This window comes from Microbacterium sp. SLBN-111 (assembly GCF_049739645.1).
Taxonomy (GTDB): domain Bacteria; phylum Actinomycetota; class Actinomycetes; order Actinomycetales; family Microbacteriaceae; genus Microbacterium.
Map to the genome: position 1 here is coordinate 1,714,625 of NZ_JBMGQH010000001.1, position 24,699 is coordinate 1,739,323.

General features: G+C 72.8%; 23 protein-coding genes, 1 pseudogene and 1 riboswitch. Of the genes and pseudogenes, 15 read left to right on the forward strand and 9 right to left on the reverse strand.

Going from position 1 to position 24,699, the window contains the following annotated elements; genetic code table 11:
• The first annotated feature begins 110 nt into the window (after nucleotides 1-110).
• The 7 genes from hemQ to cofD all read left to right on the forward strand — a co-directional run bounded on the left by hemQ (nucleotide 111) and on the right by cofD (nucleotide 6,679).
• Entirely contained in the window at nucleotides 111-782 is a 672-nt protein-coding gene (hemQ, locus tag RKD05_RS08095) for a hydrogen peroxide-dependent heme synthase (RefSeq protein ID WP_424709249.1), read from the forward strand.
• Nucleotides 779-1,777 carry a hydroxymethylbilane synthase gene (gene hemC / locus RKD05_RS08100; protein ID WP_424709251.1) on the forward strand — a complete coding sequence of 333 codons (999 nt, stop codon included), beginning with the start codon at nucleotides 779-781 and terminating at the stop codon, nucleotides 1,775-1,777. The genes hemQ and hemC overlap by 4 nt, the downstream gene beginning before the upstream one ends.
• On the forward strand, nucleotides 1,774-2,577 hold the full coding sequence (locus tag RKD05_RS08105) for a uroporphyrinogen-III synthase (protein WP_424709253.1): 804 nt from the start codon (nucleotides 1,774-1,776) through the stop codon (nucleotides 2,575-2,577). The genes hemC and RKD05_RS08105 overlap by 4 nt, the downstream gene beginning before the upstream one ends.
• Entirely contained in the window at nucleotides 2,574-3,557 is a 984-nt protein-coding gene (gene hemB / locus RKD05_RS08110; RefSeq protein WP_424709255.1) for a porphobilinogen synthase, read from the forward strand. Before RKD05_RS08105 ends, hemB begins: the two co-directional genes overlap by 4 nt.
• A gap of 58 nt (nucleotides 3,558-3,615) precedes the next feature.
• Nucleotides 3,616-4,956, forward strand: a complete 1,341-nt coding sequence (hemL, locus tag RKD05_RS08115; RefSeq protein ID WP_424709256.1) for a glutamate-1-semialdehyde 2,1-aminomutase — start codon at nucleotides 3,616-3,618, stop codon at nucleotides 4,954-4,956.
• A 242-nt stretch (nucleotides 4,957-5,198) separates the two neighbouring features.
• Complete coding sequence (locus tag RKD05_RS08120; protein WP_424709257.1) at nucleotides 5,199-5,675, forward strand: DUF2231 domain-containing protein; 477 nt, start codon at nucleotides 5,199-5,201, stop codon at nucleotides 5,673-5,675.
• A 38-nt stretch (nucleotides 5,676-5,713) separates the two neighbouring features.
• A complete protein-coding gene (gene cofD, locus RKD05_RS08125) occupies nucleotides 5,714-6,679 on the forward strand; it encodes a 2-phospho-L-lactate transferase (protein ID WP_424709258.1) in 966 nt (321 codons plus the stop codon).
• A gap of 141 nt (nucleotides 6,680-6,820) precedes the next feature.
• Here cofD and cofC read toward each other — a convergent pair whose 3' ends face one another.
• From cofC to cofG, 4 genes are all read right to left on the reverse strand, one after another.
• Nucleotides 6,821-7,459: a 2-phospho-L-lactate guanylyltransferase gene (cofC, locus tag RKD05_RS08130; protein ID WP_063258553.1), complete on the reverse strand. Its 639-nt coding sequence runs from the start codon at nucleotides 7,457-7,459 to the stop codon at nucleotides 6,821-6,823.
• Nucleotides 7,460-7,612: 153 nt separating this feature from the next.
• Nucleotides 7,613-8,623: a glucose-6-phosphate dehydrogenase (coenzyme-F420) gene (fgd, locus tag RKD05_RS08135; RefSeq protein WP_424709259.1), complete on the reverse strand. Its 1,011-nt coding sequence runs from the start codon at nucleotides 8,621-8,623 to the stop codon at nucleotides 7,613-7,615.
• Nucleotides 8,624-8,662: 39 nt separating this feature from the next.
• Nucleotides 8,663-10,126 carry a flavin-containing monooxygenase gene (locus RKD05_RS08140; protein WP_424709261.1) on the reverse strand — a complete coding sequence of 488 codons (1,464 nt, stop codon included), beginning with the start codon at nucleotides 10,124-10,126 and terminating at the stop codon, nucleotides 8,663-8,665.
• Nucleotides 10,123-12,678 (reverse strand): 7,8-didemethyl-8-hydroxy-5-deazariboflavin synthase CofG, encoded by a 2,556-nt coding sequence (cofG, locus tag RKD05_RS08145; protein WP_424709263.1) that lies wholly within the window; start codon nucleotides 12,676-12,678, stop codon nucleotides 10,123-10,125. The genes RKD05_RS08140 and cofG overlap by 4 nt, the downstream gene beginning before the upstream one ends.
• Nucleotides 12,679-12,801: 123 nt before the next feature.
• On the opposite strand from cofG, the gene RKD05_RS08150 reads away from it, so the two are divergent.
• Nucleotides 12,802-13,293 (forward strand): hypothetical protein, encoded by a 492-nt coding sequence (locus RKD05_RS08150; RefSeq protein WP_424709264.1) that lies wholly within the window; start codon nucleotides 12,802-12,804, stop codon nucleotides 13,291-13,293.
• A gap of 154 nt (nucleotides 13,294-13,447) precedes the next feature.
• Here RKD05_RS08150 and RKD05_RS08155 read toward each other — a convergent pair whose 3' ends face one another.
• Nucleotides 13,448-14,266 (reverse strand): ABC transporter permease, encoded by an 819-nt coding sequence (locus RKD05_RS08155; RefSeq protein WP_022879334.1) that lies wholly within the window; start codon nucleotides 14,264-14,266, stop codon nucleotides 13,448-13,450.
• Nucleotides 14,263-15,462, reverse strand: coding sequence for an ABC transporter ATP-binding protein (locus tag RKD05_RS08160; protein WP_424709266.1), 1,200 nt, complete (start codon nucleotides 15,460-15,462; stop codon nucleotides 14,263-14,265). The genes RKD05_RS08155 and RKD05_RS08160 overlap by 4 nt, the downstream gene beginning before the upstream one ends.
• Nucleotides 15,463-15,549: 87 nt before the next feature.
• On the opposite strand from RKD05_RS08160, the pseudogene RKD05_RS08165 reads away from it, so the two are divergent.
• From RKD05_RS08165 to RKD05_RS08195, 7 genes and pseudogenes are all read left to right on the forward strand, one after another.
• Nucleotides 15,550-16,302: pseudogene (locus RKD05_RS08165) on the forward strand (enoyl-CoA hydratase/isomerase family protein); the annotation flags it as partial.
• A 73-nt stretch (nucleotides 16,303-16,375) separates the two neighbouring features.
• Entirely contained in the window at nucleotides 16,376-16,615 is a 240-nt protein-coding gene (locus RKD05_RS08170; protein WP_424711798.1) for an enoyl-CoA hydratase/isomerase family protein, read from the forward strand.
• A 4-nt stretch (nucleotides 16,616-16,619) separates the two neighbouring features.
• Nucleotides 16,620-17,465, forward strand: a complete 846-nt coding sequence (locus tag RKD05_RS08175) for an LssY C-terminal domain-containing protein (protein ID WP_424709268.1) — start codon at nucleotides 16,620-16,622, stop codon at nucleotides 17,463-17,465.
• A complete protein-coding gene (locus tag RKD05_RS08180) occupies nucleotides 17,462-17,983 on the forward strand; it encodes a hypothetical protein (RefSeq protein ID WP_424709270.1) in 522 nt (173 codons plus the stop codon). The genes RKD05_RS08175 and RKD05_RS08180 overlap by 4 nt, the downstream gene beginning before the upstream one ends.
• A 220-nt stretch (nucleotides 17,984-18,203) precedes the next feature.
• Nucleotides 18,204-19,127, forward strand: a complete 924-nt coding sequence (locus RKD05_RS08185) for a DnaJ domain-containing protein (RefSeq protein WP_424709271.1) — start codon at nucleotides 18,204-18,206, stop codon at nucleotides 19,125-19,127.
• Between the two features lie 147 nt (nucleotides 19,128-19,274).
• Nucleotides 19,275-20,786, forward strand: coding sequence for an SPFH domain-containing protein (locus RKD05_RS08190; RefSeq protein ID WP_083896638.1), 1,512 nt, complete (start codon nucleotides 19,275-19,277; stop codon nucleotides 20,784-20,786).
• A gap of 80 nt (nucleotides 20,787-20,866) precedes the next feature.
• Nucleotides 20,867-21,058, forward strand: coding sequence for a DUF5302 domain-containing protein (locus RKD05_RS08195; RefSeq protein WP_424709273.1), 192 nt, complete (start codon nucleotides 20,867-20,869; stop codon nucleotides 21,056-21,058).
• A 681-nt stretch (nucleotides 21,059-21,739) separates the two neighbouring features.
• Here the strand turns inward: RKD05_RS08195 and thiD are convergent.
• From thiD to thiM, 3 genes are all read right to left on the reverse strand, one after another.
• Complete coding sequence (thiD, locus tag RKD05_RS08200) at nucleotides 21,740-23,191, reverse strand: bifunctional hydroxymethylpyrimidine kinase/phosphomethylpyrimidine kinase (RefSeq protein ID WP_424709274.1); 1,452 nt, start codon at nucleotides 23,189-23,191, stop codon at nucleotides 21,740-21,742.
• Nucleotides 23,188-23,829: a thiamine phosphate synthase gene (thiE, locus tag RKD05_RS08205; RefSeq protein ID WP_424709275.1), complete on the reverse strand. Its 642-nt coding sequence runs from the start codon at nucleotides 23,827-23,829 to the stop codon at nucleotides 23,188-23,190. Before thiE ends, thiD begins: the two co-directional genes overlap by 4 nt.
• A complete protein-coding gene (gene thiM, locus RKD05_RS08210; RefSeq protein WP_424709277.1) occupies nucleotides 23,826-24,608 on the reverse strand; it encodes a hydroxyethylthiazole kinase in 783 nt (260 codons plus the stop codon). The genes thiE and thiM overlap by 4 nt, the downstream gene beginning before the upstream one ends.
• Nucleotides 24,600-24,691, reverse strand: a riboswitch (TPP riboswitch). (Overlaps the previous gene by 9 nt.)
• Nucleotides 24,692-24,699: the final 8 nt, after the last annotated feature.

The following is a 24,699-nucleotide window of genomic DNA, read 5'->3' on the forward strand; positions in this document are numbered from 1 at the left end:
CTCGGCCAGATCACGTGATCTGGCACCCGCTAACCCGAAGGACGCCGCCGGTGGTTCGGCGGTGAGTCAACGGGTTTGGAGCGGCGCGCCGCGAGGGTGAGGATTGACGCATGGCCCACGATGACTCCTCCTCCATCTACACCCTGTGGGCGGTCCTCCGCCGCGACCCCGAGAACCCCGTCACCGAGGCCGACGCCACCGAGCTCGGCGACCTCGTCGACCTGATCGAGGCCGACGGCGTCACGATCCGCGGGTTCTACGACGTCAGCGGCCTGCGCGCCGACGCCGACCTCATGGTCTGGCTGCACGGCGCCGACCCCCAGGCGCTGCAGCGCGACCTGCGGCGCCTGCGCCGCACCGAACTGCTGAAGAACCTGCTCCCGACGTGGAACGCCATGGGCGTGCACCGGGATGCCGAGTTCAACCGGTCGCACGTCCCCGGTTTCCTCCGCGGTATCGACGCGAAGGACTGGCTCTGCCTGTACCCGTTCGTCCGCAGCTACGAGTGGTACCTGCTGCCCGAGGCCGAGCGCCGCGAGATGCTCATCGAGCACGGCAAGAAGGGCTCGCAGTACACGGGCGTGATCGCCAACACCGTGGCATCCTTCGCTCTGGGCGACTACGAGTGGCTGCTGCCGATGGAGGCCGACGACCTCACCGACCTCGTCGACATGATGCGCGACCTCCGCTACACCGAGGCCCGCCGCCACGTCCGCGAAGAGGTGCCGTTCTACACGGGTCGCCGCGTCACCCTCGACGAGATCCCCGAGATCCTCCAGTGAGCGCCGCCCTGCGCCTGGGCACCCGGCGCAGCGCGCTCGCCATGGCGCAGTCCCAGATGGTCGCCGATGCGGTGGCCGAGGCATCCGGTCGCGAGGTCGAACTCGTGCCGATCGTGTCCGAGGGCGACGTCAACCGTGCGTCGCTGTCGCAGCTCGGCGGTCGGGGCGTGTTCGCCAACGGTCTGCGCGAGGCGCTCGCCGCCGACCGCTGCGACTTCCTTGTGCACTCGCTCAAGGATCTGCCGACGCTGCAGCCCGAGGGGCTCGTGATCGCCGCGACTCCCCGCCGCGAGGACGCACGCGACGTCGTCGTGACGCGCGACGGCACGCCGCTGTCCGAGCTCCCCAGCGGGTCGCGCGTCGGCACGGGGTCTCCGCGCCGCATCGCGCAGGTGCTGCGGCACAATCCGGGCGTCGACGTCCGCGACATCCGCGGCAACGTCGATTCGCGCCTCGCGCGCGTCCGCGACGGAGACCTGGATGCCGTCATCCTCGCGGCCGCGGGCATCTCGCGGCTCGGCGGCGACCTGGGCGGCCTGGAGGCCGAGTACCTGGGCCTCGCCGAATGGCCGACCGCGCCGGGGCAGGGGTCGCTCGCGATCGAGACCCGCGCCGACATCGATCCCGAGATCCTCGCCGCCCTCGCGGCGCTCGACGACGAGGCGACGCGCATCGCGATCACCGCGGAGCGCACGGTGCTCTCGGTCCTGGATGCCGGCTGCCACGCGCCCGTCGCGACGCACGCTGCGCTCGTCGACGGCGATCTCCGTCTGCGGGCCATCGTGTACGCCCTGGACGGCTCGCATCGGATCGGTATCGATCGGACCGTGCGTGTAGAGCCGGGGTATGGTGGGGAAACTGGCAGTGGCAATGGTGCGAATGCTGCCGACGACGGGGGACCCATCGCGCACGCGACGCGAGCGGGCCAAGAAGCCGCGCGTCGGTTGCTCGAACGCGGGGCGGCCGACCTGGTACCACGAGAGTCGACCACATGAATGAAGGCCACCGGCAGATGCCGACCCCAGACAAGCCGCTCGCCGGCCGGCGCGTCCTCGTGCCCCGCGGTGGCCCGTGGGGCGACGGTGTCGCCGCGAGCCTCCGCCAGCGCGGGGCCGTTCCGGTCATCGCGCCGCTGATCAACTTCGCGCCGACGAACGACCAGGCGACGCTCGACCAGGCCCTCGCCGACCTCGCCGACGGAGCGTTCGACTGGCTCACGCTCACCAGCGCGACCACGGTCGACGTGCTGTACGCCTACCGGGCCGTCATCCCCGCCCGGACGAAGGTCGCCGCCGTCGGTGAGACCACCGCCGCCGCGATGCAGGCCGTCGGGTACCGCGTCGATCTCGTGCCCGAGCGCGACAACTCGGCGCAGGGCATGGCCGAGCAGATGATCGCGCTGGAGACCGAGCCGCGCAGCGTCCTCACGCTCCGCAGCGAGATCGCCAAGCCCGTGCTCACGCGTCTGCTGATCGAGGCCGGACACCACGTCCGCAGCGTCGTGGCGTACCGCACGGTCGGCGTCCCCGTCACCGAGAAGATCGCCGGGGATGTCCACTCCGGACGCATCAACGCGATCCTCATCACCAGCGGTTCGGTCGCCGAACAGGTGGTCGAACAGTTCCCCGAGATCCCGGCATCCACCGTCATCGCCGCGATCGGTCCGCGCACCGCGAAGGATGCCAAGCGCGCGGGCCTCACCGTCGACGTCGTCGCCGAGCGGCAGACCGTCGACTCCCTGATCGAGGCCGTCGCCCGATTCACCCTTCCCCCGGAGTCCGAGACCCCCGCATGAGCTTCCCCGAGTACCGCCCGCGGCGCCTGCGCCGCACCCCCGCCATCCGCCGCCTCGCGCGCGAGACGCACCTCGTCCCGTCGCAGCTCGTGCTGCCGCTGTTCGTCCGCGAGGGCCTCAGCGAACAGGTGCCGATCGGCTCGATGCCGGGCGTCGTGCAGCACTCGCTCGACTCGCTGCGCCGGGTCGTCGCCGAGGCCGCGGCCGCCCGCATCGGCGGCGTCATGCTCTTCGGGGTGCCCGAGACCCGCGACGCGGTGGGCTCCGGTGCCGACGACCCGAATGGCATCCTGAACGTCGCGACCGAGACCGTGATCTCCGAGGTCGGTGACGCGCTCGTCGTCCAGACCGACCTGTGCCTCGACGAGTTCACCGACCACGGCCACTGCGGTGTGCTCGCGGCCGACGGCACCGTCGACAACGACGCGACCCTCGAGCGGTACACCGCGATGGGGCTCGCGCAGGCGCGCGCCGGCTCGGCGATGCTCGGGCTCTCCGGGATGATGGACGGCCAGGTCGGCGCGGTGCGCCGGGCGCTGGATGCCGAGGGCTTCACCGACACGCTGATCCTGGCGTACTCCGCGAAGTACGCGGGGGCGTTCTACGGTCCGTTCCGCGAGGCGGTGGACTCGCAGCTCAAGGGCGACCGTCGGACGTACCAGCTCGACCCCGGCAACGGCCGCGAGGGCGTGCGCGAGGCGCTGCTCGACGTCGAAGAGGGCGCCGACGTCGTGATGGTCAAGCCGGCGCTGCCGTACCTCGACGTCCTCGCCGACGTGCGCGCCGCCGTCGACGTGCCGGTGTGGGCGTACCAGGTGTCGGGCGAGTACGCGATGATCGAGGCCGCCGCGGCCCACGGCTGGATCGACCGCCGCGGAGCCGTGCTGGAGAGCCTCCTCGGCATCCGTCGCGCCGGCGCCGACGCGATCCTGACGTACTGGGCCCTCGAGGCCGCGCACTGGCTACGCGCCGACCTCTGACCCTCCGCGGGTGCCACCTGCGCGCCGCCACGCGCGCACGCCCGGGAGAATGGATGCCATGACAGACCTCAACGACCAGTGGTTCGCGCGCGCGAAGGACGTCATCCCGGGCGGCGTGAACTCGCCGGTACGGGCGTACGGATCCGTCGGCGGGACGCCGCGGTTCGTGCAGTCCGCCGCGGGCGCCCGGATCACGGATGCCGCGGGCCGCGAATACGTCGACCTCGTCGCCTCGTGGGGTCCGGCACTCCTCGGCCACGCGCACCCCGAAGTGGTCGGGGCCGTACAGTCGGCGGCATCCAAGGGTCTGTCCTTCGGTGCGCCGACGGGCGCCGAGGTCGAACTCGCCGACCTGATCGCCCACCGCGTGCGGGTCGGGGATCTCGCGCCGGTCGAGAAGGTGCGTCTGGTCTCGACGGGCACCGAGGCGACGATGACGGCGATCCGTCTCGCGCGCGGGGCGACCGGCCGCGACCTGCTGATCAAGTTCGCGGGCCACTACCACGGGCACTCCGACGGGCTGCTGGCCGCCGCCGGGTCCGGCGTCGCGACGCTCGCGCTCCCGGGTTCCGCGGGCGTCCCCGCGCCGATCGCCGCGCAGACGCTCGTCCTCCCCTACAACGACCTCGACGCGGTGCGCGAGGCGTTCGCGGTGCACGGCGAGAACATCGCCGCGATCATCGTCGAGGCGGCATCCGCGAACATGGGTGTCGTCCCGCCGCTGCCCGGCTTCAACGCGGCGCTCGCCGACATCGCGCACAGCCACGGCGCGCTGCTCATCATGGACGAGGTGCTCACCGGATTCCGCGTGCACCCGGCCGGTTTCTGGGGCCTCCAGGCGTCGCAGGGCGAGACGTACCTGCCCGACATCCTCACGTTCGGCAAGGTCGTCGGCGGAGGGATGCCACTGGCCGCCCTCGGCGGCCGCGCCGACGTCATGGACCAGCTCGCGCCCCTCGGACCGGTGTACCAGGCCGGCACGCTGTCGGGGAATCCGCTGTCGGTCGCTGCGGGGCTCGCGACGCTGCGCTTGGCGACCCCCGAGGTGTACGCCGCGGTCGACGCCTCGGCATCCCGTGTCGCCGATGCCCTCGACGCTGCGTTGACCGCCGAGGGCGTCGTGCACGCCGTCCCGCGCGCCGGGTCGCTTTTCGGCGTCGCGTTCCTGCCCGAGGTGCCGCGCGACTACGCCACGGCGCTCACGCAGCAGTCGTGGCGCTACGCCCCGTTCTTCCACGCGATGCTGGATGCCGGTATCTCCCTGCCCCCGAGCGTCTTCGAGGCGTGGTTCCTCACCGCCGCCCACGACGACGTCGCGCTCGAGCGGGTGCTCGAGGCTCTGCCCGGGGCCGCGCGTGCCGCGGCGGGTGCGGCCGACCCGACGCTGCTCGCGCAGTAGGGCGGAGCTGTCGGGCGCATCTCGCTCGGCGCCGGTCGGCGCGCTGAGTTTCGTCTCGCCCGGGCGCCGATAAACGCTCCGGCTCGGCAGAAACGCATTGTCCGGGCGTTTCTGCCGAGGGAGAGCGTTTATGGCGGCGCCGCCGGGGCGCACCACCGTCCCGAAACGCCGCATCATCGCACGGCGGAAGGGCAGCATCACCTTCCTGGACCGGGATGCCGCCGGTGTGCTGTGATCAGCGCATGTGGCAGTTCGCGGGCCTCCCGCTTCACCCCCTCCTCGTCCACGCCGCCGTCGTGCTGCTGCCGCTCGCGGCGCTCATGCTCATCGTCGGCAGCGTCTGGCCTGCCGCGCGTCGCCGGCTCGGCATCCTGACCCCCATCGTCGCGATCGTCGGCGGCGGGTTCGCGCTGCTGGCGAAGCAGGCGGGCGAAGCCCTCGAGCGCCAGGTGCCCGAGACGGCTCTGGTCGAGGCGCACACTCGGATGGGCGACGGCCCCGTGATCTGGGCGTTCTTCCTGATCGTGGTCGCGGTGGCGCAGTGGGGCTGGTTCTGGTGGCGCGCCCGGCGCGCGGACCGTCCCCTCGCCGGCGCGCGGATCATCACGGGCGTCATCGCCGTCGTCGCGGTCGCGGTGGCGATCGGCACGACCGTCGACCTCGTGCTCGTGGGCGACAGCGGTGCCCGCGCGGTCTGGTCCGCGCTCGGCGGCGCCTGACGCATCGCGCCGCGTCGCGGCGGTGGAAGACTGGACGGATGCCAAACCCTCAGCCTCGCGTCGTCGTGCTCGCCGGCGGTGTCGGTGGATCGAAGTTCACCCTCGGCGTCCGCGCGGCCCTGCGGAGGCTCGGAGCGCCGGAGGCGACGGTCATCGTCAACACCGGTGACGACCTGTGGCTCTCGGGCGTGCGGCTGCAGCCCGACGTCGACTCGATCACGTACGCGCTCGCCGAGGTCAACGACACCGTCCGCGGCTGGGGGCGCGCGGGCGACACCGAGCGCGTGAACGAGGAACTGCAGGCGTGGGGCGCGGGCTGGCCGTGGTTCACGCTCGGCGACCTCGACCTCGGCACGCACCTCGCGCGCACCGGGTGGCTGCGCGAGGGCCTCACCCCTACCGAGGTCCTCGGCAGGATGGCGCAGCGGTGGCCGCTCGGCATCCATCTGCTTCCGATGACCGACAGCGAGGTCGACACGCACGTGCACGTCGAGGACGGTCGGCGCCTGCACTTCCAGGAGTGGTGGACGCGCTACCGCGCCGCCCTGACTCCGACCCGATTCGAGAACCCCGGAATCGTGGATGCCGAACCCGCCCCCGGCGTCGTCGAGGCGATCGCGCGGGCCGATGTGGTGCTGCTCGCCCCGTCGAACCCGGTCGTCTCGATCGGTCCGATCCTCGCGGTGCCGGGGATCCGGGCGGCGCTGCGGTCCACGGCGGCCCGGATCGTGGGCGTCTCGCCGATCATCGGCGGCCGGGTCGTGCGCGGCATGGCCGACGTCTGCCTGACGGCGATCGGCGTCGAGACGTCGGCCGCGGCCGTCGCCCGGCACTACGGCGCGCGGTCTGCGGAGGGCCTGCTCGACGCGTGGCTGCTCGCCGAGGAGGATGCCGCCGCGGCTGCGGAGGTGGAGACGGCGGGGATCCATGCGGTGGTCGCGCCGCTGTGGATGCGCGACGAAGAGGCTTCGGCCGCGATCGCCGAGGCGGCACTCGAGGCGTAGGGCGCGGGGTCGGCGCGAACGTCGCAGATTCGCCCCGATCTCGCAGAATTCGGGCCGAAATCTGCGAGGTTCACGGGATTCTGCGAGATTCGCGGGCCGCGTCCAGGCCGCTGCGGGCCGCGTCAGGCCGCCGCGGGCCGGTCAGGCCGCCGCTGCCGCGAGCACCGCGGCGGTCCGCGGGCCCACGCCCAGCGCCACGGCCTCCGCGAGCTGCGCGGCGGTGTCGACGTCTCGGCGCAGCGTTGAGCCACGCGGCACCGCGAGATCGGTGCACCCCAGAAGCCGGTGCCGGGCCGCGGAGTCGGCGCCGAAGGCCGACACCCACACCGCACCGGGACGCGCGGTGACGAGGGTGGAGCCGGTGCCCTCGGCATCCGGGACCAGGCCCCGTTCGACCCCGCCCGCGAGCTTCAGCGCGGCGTCGAGATCCTGCGGCGTGAGCGCGGGGACATCGCCCAGCAGCGCCGCGCGGGGCGCGCCCCGACCAGCGGCGTCCGCACCCAGGGCGATCGCGGCGTCGAGGCCGCGCACGTCTCCCTCGGGGACGACGTCGACCGCGGGCCACTGCGACACGAGAGCGGACACCTCGGCGTCGTCGGTCACCACCAGCACGTGCGAGACGCGCGGGGTCGCGGCGGCGGCGGCGATCGTGTCGAGCGCGATCGCACGCGCGAGGGCCTCGCGCTCGGCGGTCACGGCGGTCAGCCGCGTCTTGCCGAGCGCGGCGGGCTTCACGGGCACGATGATCGTCCACCCGTCGCGGATCTCAGGAATGCTCATCGGCTCCATTGTGTGCCGGACTCCGGACATTTCCGGACGGGGGTAGCGGTGCGCCCGCGATTCGTGCTGCGGCGGCGGCGAATCTCCGGAGCGCGGGACAGGGCGCCGCCGGGCGGGACGCCGCGTGCGCCGCCGCGCCGCCCCGCCCCGGCCTCAGCTGAACCGCGCCCGCAGCCGCGGCAGGATCTCCGCGCCGTACGTGCGCAGGAACTCCTCCTGGTCGTGACCCGGGTCGTGGAACACGAGGTGGCGGAAGCCCAGGTCGACGTAGTGCGCGATGCGCTCGACGTGCTCGTCGGGGTCGGTCGAGACGATGAACCGGGATGCCGCCCGCTCGATCGGCAACTCGTCGGCGAGGCGCGCCATCTCGATCGGGTCGTGGACGCTCATCTTCTCTTCCGCCGACAGGGCCAGGGGAGCCCAGAAACGCGTCTTCTCGAGTGCGGTCTCGCGGTCGGGGTGGTACGAGACCTTGACCTCCATGAGCGTGTCGACGTCGTCGCGCGTGCGGCCGGCCTTGGCGAGGCCGTCGTCGAGGGCGGGCAGCAGCGTCTCCGTGTACAGGGACGGATCCTTGCCGCTCGTGGTGATGTAGCCCTCCGCGATGCGCCCGGCGAGCCGCGTCGCCGCGGGACCCGAGGCGCCGATGTAGATCGGCACCTTCTGCTCGGGGCGGTCGTAGATCGTGGCATCCTTCACCGAGTAGTAGGTGCCCTCGAAGGTGACCCGATCTTCGGTCCAGAGCTTGTCGATGAGGGTGATCGCCTCTTTCAGACGCTGGAAGCGTTCGGGAGGCTCGGGCCACTCGAGGCCGAGCGTCACCTCGTTGAGCGCCTCACCCGTACCGACGCCGAGAGCGACGCGTCCGGGGAACATCACGCCGAGGGTCGCGAACACCTGCGCGATGACGCCCGGGTGGTAGCGGAACGTGGGGGTCAGCACCGACGTTCCGAGGATCACGCGCTGCGTGCGGGCGCCGAGCGCGCCGAGCCACGGCAGGGCGTTCGGAGCGTGGCCGCCCTCGTGCCGCCACGGCTGCAGGTGGTCGGAGAGGAAGACCGAGTCGAACCCGACCTCCTCGGCCAGCACGCTGAAGTCGAGCAGCTCGTTCGGCCCGAACTGCTCGCTCGAGGCCTTGTATCCGAATCGCAGCGGAACGACCATGATTCTCCTTCTTCGTGACCCGCCCACGCGGGCCCTGCGTCAGCCGTGCACGGGGGTGTGCGCGGGTTCGAACTCCGACCCGTCGGTACCGGTCAGTCTCTCGTGGAACGCCTGCACCGTGCCCGGCCACAGCAGCGTCAGCCGCCCGGATCTCTCGTCGACGTACCAGTTGCGGCACCCGCCGGTCATCCAGGGCGTGGATGCCGCGGCGGCGGCGATCTCGTCGGTGTAGGCCGCTTCTGCCTCGGGGCGGACGCGCAGGACGCGATCGGGGCGGCGGTCGCGCTCGGCGAGGGCACGGACGACGTACGCGGCCTGCTCCTCGATCATGAGGACCGCCGAGTTGTGCCCGAGGCTCGCGTTCGGACCGTTGAGGACGAACAGGTTCGGGAAGCCCGCGACCACGGTGGACCCGAACGACGTCATGCCCTCGGACCAGTGCTCGGCGAGCGTGCCGTCCTCGCCGCGCACGAGGTCGGCGTACGGCTGCTGCGTCGAGGCGAAGCCGGTGGCGAGCACGAGCACGTCGGCCTCGTGCTGCCGCCCGCTCGCGGCGGTGAGCGTCGGCCCGTCGACCCGGTCGAGCGCGCTGGGTTCGAGGGTCACCCGACCGGATGCCACGGCCGGATAGAACGCGTCCGAGAGCAGGACGCGCTTGCAACCGAAGGCGTAGTCGGGGGTCAGGGCGGCGCGCAGCGCGGGGTCAGCGACCTGGGCGTGCAGGTGCGCGAGGGCGGCGTCGCGGGCGGCGGCGGAGGCCGCGGCGTCGCCCGAGCGGGAGGCGAAGCGCGCCTCACCTTCGGCGTACAGCTCGGCGCGCAGGCGCGCGAGGGCGCCGGGGTTCTCGGCGAGGCGTTCGCGCTCCGTGGCGGGGATCTCGCCTCCGCCGCGGGGCACGATCCACGCCGGGGTGCGCTGGAACAGCGTCACGTGGGCGGCGCGCTGCGCGAGCTCTGGCACGAGCTGCACGGCGCTCGCGCCGGTGCCGACGACGGCGACGCGCTTGCCAGTGAGGTCGACGTCGTGGTCCCAGCGCGCGGAATGGAACAGCGGACCGGCGAACGACTCGAGGCCGTCGATCGCGGGGACGTGCGGCTCGGTGAGGCGTCCGCACGCGAGGACGAGCGAGCGCGCTTGAAGGACCTCGGCACCGGTGTCGACGTGCCACACGGAGGTCTCGGCATCCCATTCCGCCCCCACGAGCGGGGAGTGCAGCCGGATGCGCTCGCCGACGCCCGCGGCCACGTCGCGCAGGTACTGCTGGATCTCGTGTCCCTCGGCGAACGTGCGGGACCATCCCGCGTGGGGGTGCGCCGCGTAGCTGTACAGGTGCGCGGGAACGTCGCACGCGACACCCGGGTACGTGTTGTCGCGCCAGGTTCCGCCGACGTCGCCCGCGCGCTCGATGACGACGACGTCGTCGCGGCCCGCGCGGTGCAGGGCACCGGCCATGCCGAGTCCGGCGAAGCCCGCGCCGACCACGACGACGTCGACGACGCTCACGCGGTCGCTCCGGCGGCGGTGCGAGCGGTGGGCGACACGCCGTAGTCGGTCGTGCGCAGGCGGAACGGCCGCATGAGGCTGCGGGCGAGGCGCTCGGCATCCGGGACCGGCAGCTCGAGCCCCTGCTCGATGCCCGTGTCGGGCAGCACCCGACCGTCGTACAGCGTGCCGCCGAGGTCGTCGCCGCCCGAGCGCAGGAGGACGGCGGCGGTCTCGCGGCCGACGCGCGTCCACGGGATCTGCACGTGCGGGATCGCGCCCGACAGCAGCAGCCGCGATACCGCGACCATCGCGCGGTGCTCGTCGAGCGCGGAACGCCCGGCGACCAGCGGCACGTCGCCGCCGGGGAGCGGGATCGGCACGAACTCCGCGAAGCCGCGCGTCTCGGCCTGGATTCCGCGCAGCAGGCGCAGGTGCGCGATGCGCTCGGCCGCGGTCTCGACGTGCCCGTAGAACAGCACCGACGTCGAGCGGAACCCGGCCCGATGCGCCGCCGTGATGCCCTCGACCCAGCGGTCGATCTCGAGGTCGCCCGGCGCGACGAGCCCGCGCACGCGCTCGCTCAGCACCTTGACCCCCGTGCCCGGGACCGTGTCGACGCCGGCCTCGCGCATGGCGGCGAGGGCGCCCTCGAGCCCGAGTCCGCCGCGGTCGGCGAGGTCGCGCACGTCGAGCGGACGGAACGCGTGGACATGGATGCCAGGAGCCCCGCGCTTCACGGCCCGCACGACGTCGAGATACCCCGAGGGGTCTTCGTCGGCGGGGAGCGCACCCTGGATGCAGATCTCGGTGGCGCCGAGGTCGGCGGCATCCGCGGCGATCGCCTCGGCATCCGCGAGGTCGAACTCCCCGGCGCCCGCGCGGCCCGCGCGCCGGAAGCCGCTCGAGGTGAGGTTGCGGTTGCGGACGAGGGTCACCGGCTCGCCGACCGTGTAGCGACGCGCGTCGTCGGCCGCGGCGGTGAGGGCGTCGAGTTCGGCGCCGGTCGCGTGGAGCAGCCGCGTCCAGTCGGTGTCGTCGAGCGCGAGCGGGTCTGCTGCGGCCTCCGCCAGACGGAGCACGCCGGGGTCGGCGCTGCGCGCGGCAGGGGCACTGGCGGCGGAGGGAATTCGGGGAGCGGAGGATGCCGCGGCCTCGGGTTGTCCTCCCGTCGCGGGATCTCCTCCCGTGGACGCAGCGCGTCCGGACGGAGTGGCGCTGCCGGGTGCGGCGGCACTGGCGGGAGCGGAGGGGATTCGGGGAGCGGAGGATGCCGCGGCCTCGGGTTGTCCTCCCGTCGCGGGATCTCCTCCCGCGGCGGGCCGCGCTGCCCCGGGAATCACGTCGGCCGCGAGGCCCGTGGCATCCGCCAACGCCCGCACGGGGACGTGCAACGCGGGGTCGATCCACGTCGCCGCGTCGCTCACGTACTCGGGATGCGCGGTGAGGCGCTCGCGGAGCGCGAAGCCGTGCGCGGCGGTCTGCGCGGCGAGGTCGTCGATGTGCGGCCACGGGCGCTCGGGGTTCACGTGATCGGCGGTGAGCGGCGAGACTCCGCCCCAGTCGTCGATCCCGGCCCCGATCAGCAGCCCCAGCTCGCGCGGGTCGGAGAGGTTCGGCGGCACCTGGATGCGCATGTCGGGTCCGAACACGAGTCGCGCGACGGCGACCGTCGCGAGGTACTCGTGCATGTCGGCATCCGGGGCTCCCTGCATGGCGGTGCGGGGTTTCGCGCGGAAGTTCTGCACGATCACCTCTTGAACATGGCCGTGCCGGTCGTCGAGGTCGCGCAGGGCGATGAGCGACTCGGCGCGGTCGCGGACGGTCTCGCCGATGCCGACCAGGATGCCGGTCGTGAACGGGATGCCAGCGGCCCCCGCGTCGTCGATGACGCGCAGACGCAGGTCGGGGTCTTTGTCGGGCGACCCGAAATGCACCTGACCGGGCTCTTCGTACAGCCGGCGTGAGGTGGTCTCGAGCATCATGCCCATCGACGGGGAGACCGGGCGGAGCGTCGCGAGCTCGGCGGGGTGCATCACGCCGGGGTTCGCGTGCACGAGCATGCCCGTCTCGGCGGTGATGAGCCGTGCGATGTGCGCGACGTAGTCGATGGTCGAGGCGAAACCGTGCTCGTCGAGCCACGCGCGGGCCTCGGGCCAGCGCTCTTCCGGGCGGTCGCCGAGCGTCAGCAGCGCCTCTTTGCAGCCCAGCGCCTGCCCCTGCCGCACGACCGTGAGCACCTGCTCGGGGCTCATGTACGCGGGCTTGCGGAGGAGCGCGAGCTGCCCGGGGGTGTCGACGAAGATGCAGTAGTGGCAGCGGTCGCGGCACAGGGTCGTGAGCGGCACGAACACCTTGCGCGAGTACGTGATGACCCGCGGCCGCCCTGCCCGCTCCAACCCCTCGTCGCGGAGCTGCGCTGCCGCGCGGGACAGCACGTCGAGCGGAGCGTGCAGCAGCCGCTCGGTCTCGTCGACATCGGGCCGGTGCCCGTCGCGCACGCGGGCGAGGAGGTCGTCGATCGAGTCGCCCCGGGCCGGTGCGGCCTGCGGCGCAGCGCTGCCCGTACTCATCGCTCCAGGCTATCCCTCCCCTCCGACACCCGGGCCGTGCGGGCCGCGCCGCGAGCGGCCTCGGCCGCGAGACTGCATCTGCCCGACACCCCCACTGCAGGCTGCGGCGGTTTCGTCAGGCGCGTGCAGTCTCGCGGCCAGGACGGCCTGCCGCCGAGCGGATCGTTGCCGTCTCGTGAGGCGTGGGGGCCGACGGCATCCATCGTCGCTGGCAGGATGGATGCCATGGTGACCCTGCTGCTCGATTCGACGCAGCTCGAGGTCGTGCTCTCGCCGACCGAGCGTGCGCTCTCGTTCCGCAAGCGCAACATCGTCGTGCCGCGCGCGACGATCGACCGCGTGCAGTTGACCGACGACGCGTGGACCTGGTTGCGAGGCGTTCCGAACCCCGGGACCAACCTGCCCGTCGCGGTCGCGATGGGCACGTGGAAGTCGGCCGGCGGCAACGACTTCGTCGTCATCCGTCGCCGCAAATCGAGCGTCGTCATCGACCTGAGCGGCCACGACGAGTTCGAGCGCCTCGTCCTCACGACCAAGCACGGCGTGGCGTTGCTCAAGGCGCTGCGCCTGGACGTGGCATCCGAACCCGAGGACGTCGCCGACCTGGTGTCCTGACGCGGGTCCTTGCCGCCGAGCGCCCACGATCGGGTCGAGCGCTCATGATCGGGTCGACCGGTACGTGAGCGCTCGACCGGATCGTGGGCACTCGCCCGCCCGCGCGCCCGCGCCGGCCGCAGCCCCACGCCGGCCGAAGCCCGTCCGCCCCGGGTCAGTCGACGTCGCGACGCCAGGTGGTGGCGAGGCCGATGAGCACCAGCACCACGGCGTAGCCGAGCAGCACGAGGCCGCCGAGCCACCACTCGAGCGGCTGTTCGCCGCCCGCGCCCACGGCGCCGAAGATCGTCTTGCCCACGAGGGCGTCGCTCGCGGCGCTGGGGAACCACCGCGCGACCTCGCCGAGGCCGTCGACGACGCCCGCGATCGTCCGCACGATGGGCTCGACGAACAGGGTCACCGCCAGCACGATCACGACGGCGGCGACCTGGTTCCGCACGACGGTACCGACGCCGATCCCGACGAGCGCCCACAGCGCGAACGCCAGCAGCATCCGGCCGACGAGCACCCACGTGTCCGACGAGCCGAGCTCGGCGCCGACTCCGAACAGGCTGAACACCGCGGCTCCGGCGCCGATCGCGGCGATCGAGCCGAGGACGCCGTACAGCAGCCCCACCAGGATGCCGACCACGAACTTCCCCCCGAGCACGACGCCGCGGCGTGGTGTGGCCAGGAACGTCGGGGTGAGCGTCTTGTGCCGGAACTCGGTCGTGACCATGAGCGTCCCCGCCAGCAGCGGGAAGACGTACCCCACGGTGCTCGCCGAGCTGTAGACCAGGGCGGCGAGACCGTCCGTGGGGAGCGCCGGCCCGGAGGCGCCCGGAAGCTTGCCGGATGCCACACCCCCGAACGCCAGCGCGAGCACACCCGCCGTGAAGCCGACGTAGACCACGAGCACGATGCCCAGCACCCACCAGCCGGCGGTGCTGAACTGCTTCGTGTACTCGGAGCGAGTGGATGCCACCAGGCTCATCGCGGCACCTCCGTGTCTTCGGCGCGGGTATCTGCGGCCGGCACGATGTCGATGACCCCCGTGGATGCCACGGCGTACGAGGACCGCGGACCGGGATCGGGCTCGGACGGGGGGACTGCGCTCTGCGGCGCGGGGACGATCGCCACGAGGTCGGTCGACGGGGCGGGCTCCGCCGCGGGCGCGGGCGCGGGCTCCGCCGCGGAGGCCGCCTCAGCCGCCTCACCCTCATCGGCCGCATCAGCCTCCGCCTCGGGCGCCGGGCCCACGGCATCCGGAACCACGCCCGCCGCGCTCGCGTGCGTCCTCACGCCGCTGACGAGCTCGAGGAAGATGTCCTCGAGGCTCGCGCCCTTGCTCTGCAGGTGCGACAGCACGATGCCGGCGCCGGCGGCGAGGGTGCCGATCTCGAGCGGTTCGACGTGCCGGATCGTGAAGCCGTTGCGCAGCAGCTGGAAGGGGATGCCGCGCTCCTCGAGCAGCCGTGACAGCGCCTCGCGATCGGGGGAGTCGACGACCGTGGAGTATTCGTCGGGGTCGGCGAGGTCTTCGGTGCCGCCCTGGAAGACGAGCTTTCCGCGCGAGATGATGAGCAGCGCATCGACGGTCTGCTGCACCTCGGCGAGCAGGTGCGACGAGATCAGCACCGTGCGTCCCTCTTCGGCGAGGTGGCGGAGCAGCGAGCGCATCCAGCGGATGCCCTCGGGGTCGAGGCCGTTCGACGGTTCGTCGAGCACGAGGACACCGGGGTCGCCGAGCAGCGCGGTCGCGAGGCCCAGGCGCTGCCGCATGCCGAGCGAGTAGCCACCGACGCGGCGCCCCGCGACGTCGGCGAGACCGACGAGACCGAGCACCTCGTCCACACGCGACAGGGGCAGTCGCGCGGCGCGGGCATAGGCCTTGAGGTGGTTCGCGGCCGAACGACCCGGATGGAAGCTGGATGCCTCGAGCGCGGCGCCCACGGACTGCAACGGCCGATCGATCTCGGCGTAGCGACGGCCGCCGATCGTCGCGGAGCCGGAGGTGGGGCGGACGAGCCCCAACAGCATGCGCAGCGACGTGGTCTTCCCGGCCCCGTTCGGGCCGAGGAAGCCGGTCACCAGGCCCGGCTCCACGCGTGCGGTCAGGCCGTCGACGGCCGACACGGCGCCGAAGCGCTTGGTCAGCCCGGAGAATTCCAGCACCTGTCCTTCGGGCATCGAGTACCTCTCGTTCGGCGGGCGTTCGCCCCATCTTCCCCGATCCCGAGCCGAAAACCCATCTGGGGTGATGTGTAACGTGGCAGCGTGAACGCACAGCGATCCGACGAAGACGCCGTCATCGCGCGAGCCTGGCGGGGCGTCGGTCACCTGACGCTCAACCGTCCCCGCGCCATCAACGCGCTCGACCTCGGGATGATCCGGCTCCTCTCCGCGGCGCTCGACCGCTGGGAGCACGACTCCGACGTCGACCTCGTGCTGCTCGACGGCGCGGGCGACCGCGGCTTCTGCGCCGGCGGAGACGTCCGGGCGCTCTACGACTTCGTCGTGCAGGGGCGTACGGACGAGGTGCACACCTTCTTCCGCGAGGAATACGCGCTCAACCACCGCATCGCGACCTACCCGAAGCCGATCGTCGCGATCGCCGACGGCGTGACAATGGGCGGCGGCATCGGCCTCGCCGGACACGCGCGCATCCGCATCGTCACCGAGCGCTCGCAGCTCGCGATGCCCGAGACGCGCATCGGGTTCACCCCCGACGTGGGCGGGTCGTGGCTCCTCGCGCGCGCGCCCGGTCGCCTGGGCGAATACCTCGGCCTGACCGGAGCGACGATGGATGCCGCGGACGCCCTGTACGCGGGATTCGCCGACCACCTCGTCCCCGTCGCGCATCTCTCCGCGCTGCACGAGGCGCTCGAGTACCGCGCCGATCCGTCGAGCCCCACCGAGCTCGTGCTGCTGTTCGACGAGAGCCCCGAGCGGTCGAACCTGGAGACCTGGCGTCCGTGGATCGACGACGCCTTCTCGGCCGACGACCTCGACGGCATCCTGGATCGGCTCCGCCAGAGGTGGGAGCCCGAGGCCCACGCGACCGCCGACCTGCTCGAGGCGTCCGGCCCCGACGGCGGTGTCGGTGACGCTCGAGGCCGTCCGGCGCGCCCGCGCCCTGCCGTCGTTGCGTGCCGCGCTCGCGCAGGAGTACGGGCTCGTCATGTGGTTCGCGACGACGCAGCCCGACCTGGCCGAGGGGATCCGCGCGCAGCTCGTCGACAAGGATCGCTCGCCGTCGTGGTCGCCCGCCCACCGCTTCGAGCTGCCGCCGGGCCGCGTGGCCGAGGCGTTCGCCCACGAGCCCGAACCCGCGCTCTGGTAGAGCCATGGCGAGGCGGAGGCGCTGGTCGTTCGGGCGGCTGCTCGACGGGTTCTTCTTCGTCTTCGCGGGTCTCGCCGCGGTCTGGCTCGCGTACCTGAGCTTCACCCAGACCTTCACTCTCGGCTGGGGCGGCATCCTCATGGCGGTCGTGTTCTGGGGGCTCCTGGCGTACCTCGTGCTCCCTCGGCTGCATCGCATCCTGACCGCCATCTACGTGCCCGACTACTTCATGGGCCGCACCCGCACATCGGACGGGCTGCTGGGCGACCCGGTGAACCTCGCGTTCCAGGGCGAGCGCGCACAGGTCGAGGCGGCCATGGCCGCGGCCGGATGGATCCCCGCCGACCCCGTCGGCCTCGGCTCGTCGTGGCGGATCATCGTGTCGACGCTCCGGCGCCGCAGCTACCCGACCGCCCCGGTCAGCCCGCTGTTCCTGTTCGGCCGCATGCAGGACCTCGCGTATCAGCAGGAGGTCGACGGGTCGCCCGCGCAGCGGCACCACGTGCGGCTCTGGCGCTGCCCCGACGGCTGGCTGCTGCCCGGCGGGCGACGCGTCGACTGGCTCGCCGCGGGAACGTTCGACCGCGCCGTCGGCCTCTCGCTCTTCACGCTGCAGGTCACGCACCGCATCGACGCCGACACCGACATCGAGCGCGACCACATCGTCGCGACCGTGCAGCCGTTGCCGGGGGTGGTGGTCGACGTCATCCGCGACTTCTCGACCGGCTATCACTCGCGCAACGGCGGCGGCGACAGCATCACGACGGACGGCGACCTCCCGATCCTCGACGTGCGGGGCCTGTCGATGGATGCCAGCACCCGTAGCGCCTCGAGAGAGGGGCGGCCGTGAGCGAGAGGCATCCAGCCAAGAGGGCAGCGTTCGAACCGATCGCCGCCCCGGTCGCGCGCGACCCGGCCATGCGCCGCCCGATCGCGACGGTCGCCGGGGGAGTGCTCGTGCTGCTGCGCGCGCTGTCGGGGATCGTGTGGGGCGTCGCCGTCGCCTTCGACCTCCCGCCGTGGTTGCAGGCGGTCGCCGGCGCCGCGGACGGTTCCGGTGCGGAGTCGGGTCTCACCCTCTCCGACCTCGGCGTCGGCGCGGGACTGTTCTTCGGCCTGCTCGGCGTGATCGCGCTCGTGCAGGGGGTGTTCGGCATCCTGCTGCTCCGCGGGAGCAACGTCGCCCGCGTGATCGTGATGCTCGTATCGACGTCGTCGATCGTCACCGCGTTCGTCGGCTGGTGGGAGCTCGGCCAGGAGATCACGGTCGGCACGACCCTCGTCACGGTGAGCCTCGACATCCTCGTGCTCCTCGCCCTCTCCAGCCGGGATGCCGCCGCCTACGCCCGCCGCAACGAGCGCCGCTGACCCGGGGGCGTACCGTCGTGCGGATTCGGCGGGCGACGCGCCGGTGGGGGATGCCGTGGGGCGGCGTGTCGGGGTGGATCTCCGCAGGACGGTGCGGCGGTGCGCGACGAATCGGGCCGTGCCGCCGTCAGCGAAACCTCGGGCGCATCCCGGGGGTTGCACAGACGGCGGCGGATAGCCTGAAGGATGCCGCACCCGAGCGGCGGAACGGATGACGGACGTGTTCGACAGCCCCATGTCGGCCTCGGCGTACGAGGTGCTGCGCGTCGACGTCGACATCGACGACGAGGGACTCCGCCGCGCCTACCGCGTCCGGCTCCGCGAGACGCATCCCGACACCGGCGGCGACGCCGCGCTGTTCGTGCAGGTGCAGCGCGCGTGGGAGCTCGTCGGCACGCCCGAGGCCCGCGCCGCGTACGACCGCGGCCGTGGACACGCGTCGGCCGAATGGGGCGGTGGGGCGGCGGCATCCCCTCCTCCCCGTCCGGACACCCGCCCCCGCGCCCGCGCGTACGGGCAGCCCGGCGGGTGGCGGCGCGAGCGGTACCTGTCGCTGATCCGGGAGTGGGTGGGCCGCGGCGTCGAGGTCGCCGACCCGTACGACCCCGCGCTGGTGAGGTCGGCGCCGCCGGAGATCCGGCACATCCTCGCCGACGCGCTCGCCGAGGAGGAGACCGCGCGCCTCGTGGCCGACCTCGGCATGGGCTACACCGTCTGGCACGACGTCTTCGCCGACCGCGACGGCCTCGATCCGGAGCAGAAGATCGACCACCTCGTGCTCGGGCCCAGCGGCCTCTACGCGATGCTGAGCGAGGACTTCGGCGGTCCGGTGGGCGTGCGCCGCGGCGAGATCACGGGCCCGAACGTCATCGGAGCGCCCGTGACGCAGCTCGTGTCGCGGGCGCGCGTGATCGCGCGGGCGGCCGGCGTCCGGTTCAGCGGCGCGATGGTCGTGCTGCCCGACGACGCGATCCTCGACGCGGTCACCGACCTCGGCAAGGTCCGCGGCACGCCGGTGGTGCTGGTGCAGCGGAGCGCCCTCACGACGCTGCTGCGCCGTGGCATCCCCGGTGCACGTGAGGTCGGCGGCACCGAGCTGTTCGACATCCGCACCCGCCTGCAGCAGCGCGTCCGCCACGTCTGACGGCGGGGAGTGGATGCCGGGATCCCGGCCCCCGCGCCCGGTACCGGCATCCGATTTCCTTCGTCGTGTCGCGTGCTCGCCCGATAGCGTGGAGGGAGGGGGCTGTTCCGCCACCCGTGAACCGAGCGTCTGGGGGCTGCGGTGCCAATCGACCTTTTCGGAATCATCGGCGTGACGATCGCCATCGTGGCGGTCCTGGTGATCGCCGTGATCGGCCTGTTCCTCTTCCGGGCCTGGTACCAGGTGCCGCAGGCCGACGAAGCCATCGTCATCGTCGGTAAGAAGCAGCGCGGCGAAGACGGTCTGACGTCCAACATGACGGTCATCACCGGCGGCGGCGCGTTCGTCAACAAGCTGACGCAGCGGTCCGATCGGATCTCGCTGCGCTCGCGCCAGATCAAGATGGAGCCCGTCGCACAGACCAAGAACGGGGTGACGATCCACCTCGCGGGCGTGGCGCTCGTGAAGATCGGCTCCCTGCCCGACCAGGTGCGCGCCGCCGCGGAACGCTTCGCGTCGCAGGACCAGGCGATCGACGTCTTCACCACCGAGCAGCTCGAGGGCGCCCTGCGCGGCGTCGTGGCGAAGCTCAGCGTCGAGGAGGTCATGCAGGACCGGCAGAAGCTCGGCGACGAGATCGCCGAGGGCATCAAGGGCGATCTGCTCGCCCAGGGCCTGGTCCTGGACTCGTTCGCCATCCAGGGCGTCACCGACCGCAACGGCTACATCGAGGCGCTCGGTGCGCAGGAGGTCGAGCGCGTCAAGCGCGAGGCCGAGGTCGCACGGATCAACGCCGCTCGCGAGGTCAAGGCCCGCCAACTGGCGACCGAGGAGGCCAACCTCGTCGAGCAGACCGCGTTCGACAAGAACACGGCCGCCTCGAAGTCCGAGGTCGGACGCGCCAACGCCGAGGCCGAGCAGGCCGAGAACCTCGCCCGCGCCGAGCGCGAGCAGGCGGTGCTCGTGCAGCGGGCCGAGAACCGCCAGGCCGAGCTCGACGCCGACGTCAAGCGCGTCGCCGACGCGGAGAAGTACCGCAAGCAGACCGAAGCGGATGCCGAGTCCTACGCGCGGCAGAAGAAGGCCGAGACCGACCGGCAGGTGGCGCAGCAGGAATCCGACGCCGAGGCCTACGCGGTGCAGCGTCAGGCCGAGGCGCGGCAGGCGTCCGCCGCGGCCGAAGCCGCCGCCGTCCGGGCACGGGCCGAGGCCGAGGCCGAAGCGCTCCGGGCCCAGTCCGGCGCCGAAGCCGAGGCGCTGCGCGCGAAGGCCGTCGCGGAAGCCGAAGCGATCCGCGCGAAGGGTGAGGCCAGCGCCGCGGCGATCAAGGCCGAGGCCGAGGCGCTGCGCGAGAACCAGGAAGCCATCCTCGGCCGCGAGCTCATCGGTCAGCTTCCGGCGCTCATGGCCGAGTTCGCGAAGGGCTACCAGAACGTCGGCAGCGTCACGCTCGTCGGCGGCGACTCGGCCGGCACGCACATCGCCCGCGAGCAGGCCGCGGGTCTCGCCGCCACGTTCAGCAGCGTGAAGTCGGCGACCGGCGTCGACCTCGGCGCGATCCTGCAGGGGCAGGCGTTCGGACGCGGCGTCGCCTCCGTCGGCGACGCCCAGAACGGCCACCACGCGGCCGACGACGGAGCGACCACGGCGGCGACGTGAGCTGAGCCCGGGGGCCTGGCATCCGGGTTCCGAAGCGGGCGAACAGCGCGCGGGCGGCCGGACCTGCCTAGGGTGGGCACATGAGTACCGACGAGACCCCGGATGCCGCCACCGGCGCGGCATCCGACGAGATGAAGCGCAAGTTCAAGGAAGCCCTGGCGAAGAAGAACGGGCAGCAGCGGTCGGGTCAGGCTCACCTGGACGGTCACTCGGCCGTGCAGGGCACCCACGGAGCCGTGACCAAGCGGGAGTTCCGCCGCAAGAGCGGCTGACCTCCAGACTGGATCGCAGGGGGCGGGCGCCCAGAGCTGCAGCAGCAGCGCGTCGAGCAGCGGGAGACCGGCCCGGAAGCAACGGGGTGGGGATCAGCCTTCGGCTGGTTCCCACCCCTTTGCTACGCATTCGTCGCGAAGACGCTCCCCCGCATCAGGGAGGGCCGCATCGTCTCTGTCGGCAACGGCTGTGACGAACGCACGCGACAGTTCCGCGATCGCGCTTGTATCGTCATCTGGCACCGCCGCCGAGAGGGACCTGGCGACGCGGGCCCGATCAGACTCAGGGCGGTCGGAGTTGTCCCACGATGCAGAGATGTTGCAGGCGTCGGTAGCCCATGAGGCTAGGGCGGCCGATGAGCATCCCGTCACGACGAGCACGGTCAGTGCCGATACTGCCGAGAGTATGGCGCTGCGGCGCTGCATGTTGTCATGTTCGCATCCGTCTCAATTCAAGACCAGACGTCGTGACACACCAGATGCAGTTGCCGCTCGCCACGCTGCCGTCAGGCGATGCGGACCGATGTTTCGAATCAGCCGACCGACTCGCCGCCGGGCGGGCCGAACTCCTGAGATCCGGACCCCTCGCGGTCCCCACGACGCCGGGAGACGGCCGCGGCGACGAAAACTCAGGAGTTCGGCCCGCCTCCCCGCCGGGACGGGCGCCGGGTCCAGCGGAACTCAGGAGTTCCGCACACCGCCGGGCCGCAGCGGCGCCTCGAAGAACGCCAGCTCCAGCCGCATCGACCGGGCGTACGCCGCCGACATCGCGGTGCGGACGGCGGGAGAGGCCGACCGGGCGGCGGCATCCGCGATCCGGGACGCCTCGGCGGACGACGCCGCGAACACCTCGTCGCCGTAGGCCGTGAGCCAGTCGGCGTAGGCGTGGTCCGGGGCGAAGGTGCCGCGCCAGCGCGCGCCGATGTCGGTGTAGAGCACGAAGCACGGCAGTACGGCCGCGACCAGGACCGCGTACGAGCCGCCCGCCGACACGGCGTGCAGATGGTCGGTGTAGGCGACGGTGTCGGGCGCGGCGTCGAGGGCGGTGGCATCCACGTGACTCTCGTGCAGGCGCGCCTCCTCGGCGAGACACGACGCCGACGCCGCGGCCCAGAAGCGCTGCTCCTCGGTGGTCGGGGCGAGCGCGGCGGCGCCCGCAAGGACGCGGGCGTACTCGCGCAGGTACAGCAGGTCCTGCTCGAGATACCAGGTGAACGCGGCGCGCTCGAGGCCACCGGATGCCAGCCCCCGCACGAACGCGGAGTCGTCCACGGCGGCGCGCACCGGCGCCGCCTCGGCCCACGCGGCGGCGCTCCACGCCGGTCCGAGGTCGAGGTGCGGCCGCAGCTCGTGCAGATGGTCGATCGGACCGTTGCCCTGGCCCACGTGCAGCGCGGCGGCATGCTCGAGAGCGCCGGTGAGCCACGGCTTCGCGCGCTCCAGCGCGGCGGGCCAGGGGAGGCCGTGCGCGGCGAGCGTCGCCATCGCGGACGACAGCGAGCATCCCGTGCCGTGCGTGTGCGGGGTGTCGACGCGGCGGCCGGACACCGGATGGACGCCGACCGTGTCGACGATGGCATCCGGACTCTCCGGACCCCGCAGATGCCCGCCCTTCAGCAGGACCGCGACGTCGGCGCGCGCGGCGAGGGTCTGCGCCTGCGCGACCGCGGTGTCCCAGTCGTCGGCGACCGGGGCGTCGACGAGCACGGCGAGCTCGGGCAGGTTCGGCGTGACGAGGTCCGCCAGGCGGCACAGGTCGCGGACGGCGGCTTCGGCGTCGGCGTCGAGCAGCCGGTCGCCGCTCGTCGCGATCATCACGGGGTCGAGCACGACCACCGGCGGGCGGACCTCGGTGAGCCACGCGGCCACGACCGCGACGACCTCGGCCGAGCCCAGCATCCCGATCTTGACCGCGTCGATCTCGACGTCGTCGCTGACCGCCCGCAGTTGCGCCGACAGGAAGTCCGTCGGCGGCACGTGCACCTCGCGGACGCCGAGGGTGTTCTGCGCGACGAGCGCGGTCACGGCGGCCATGCCGAATCCGCCGAACGCCGAGATGCTCTTCAGATCCGCCTGGATGCCGGCACCCCCGGTCGGGTCGGTCCCGGCGATGCTCAGCACGCGGGGGATCATGCCCACGCCTCCCGCAGCGCGCGGGTCGCCGACGCCGGATCCTCCGCACCGCTCACGGCCGACACCACGGCGACTCCCGCGGCCCCTGCCCGGCGCAGCGGAGCGACATCGTCCACCTCGATGCCCCCGATCGCGACGCACGGCAGGGGAGCGGATGCCACGAGCTCGGCGAACCCGTCGACCCCGAGGGGTCGCGGGTGGTCGGGCTTGGTCGCGGTCGCGCGGATCACCCCGACGCCGAGGTAATCCACGGTCCCGGCCGGGAGGTGGGCGGCGGCGACGAAATGGGCCGGGGTGTTCGCGGTCAGGCCGATGAGCGCCTCGGGGCCGAGCACCCATCGCGCGGCGATGACCGGGAGGTCGTCCTGGCCCAGGTGGACGCCGTCGACGCGCGCCCCCGCGGCACGGGCGGCGAGGACGACGTCCACCCGGTCGTCGACGACGAAGGTCACGCGCCCCGCGATGACGTCCGCCAGGGCCGTCACCCGGTCGAACAGGTCGCGGCCGCACGCGTCCTTGTCGCGGAACTGCACGATGCTCGCGCCCGATGCGGCAGCGGCATCGACGATCTCGACGACGTCGGCGAACGGCATCCGGTGATCGGTGACGAGGTGCAGAGACAGGTCGTGCCGATTCACGCGGCGACCCGGCCGTCGAGATCGGCGGGGACGATCGCGGCGAGCGCGTCGAGGAACGCGACCGCGAACGACCCGGGTCCGCTCGAGGCCGCCTCGGCCCGCTCGGATGCCACGGCCCAGATCGCGCTCGCCGTCGTCGCGGCCGTGAAGCCGTCGGTCACCGCGAGCAGGGCCGCCATCGCGGCTCCGAGGGCGCAGCCGCCGCCCGTGACGCGGGTGAGCAGGACGCTGCCGCCCGACACGCGCGCGACGCGGTCGGCATCCACGATCAGGTCGACGGGGCCCGACACGGCGACCGTCCCGCCGGTGCGGACCGAGAGCGCGCGGGCGGCGTCGAGCGCGGCCTCGGGGCTGTCGGTCGAGTCGACGCCGCGACCGCCGGCCCCGGCCCCCGCGAGGGCGAGGATCTCGGAGGCATTTCCGCGGACGATCGCGGGCCGAGCCTGGAGCAGTTCGTGGGCGAGCGCGGTGCGGACGGGCAGCGCGCCGACGGCGACCGGGTCGAGCACCCACGGCGTCCCCGCGGCGACGGCCTCGCGGGCGGCGTCGCGTTGCTCGGCGGTCGGGGTGCCGAGATTCACGAGCACGCCCCCGGCGATCCCCGCGAAGAGCCCGGCCTCGCCGGGGATGTCGCACATCGCGGGCGAGGCGCCCAGGGCCAGCAGTGCGTTGGCGGTGAAGTTCGTCACCACCGCATTGGTGATGCACTGCACGAGCGGCGGGGTGTCCCGCAGGTCGGCGAGGACGGTGGACGGAGACGGCGACGTGCGAACGACCATTCGCGACATCCCTTCGCTAGTACGAACTAGATCAGGTTCGACGGGTGTGTTCTCAGCCCCGTGGGGCACCCCGTGTCACTGCCGCGACCGT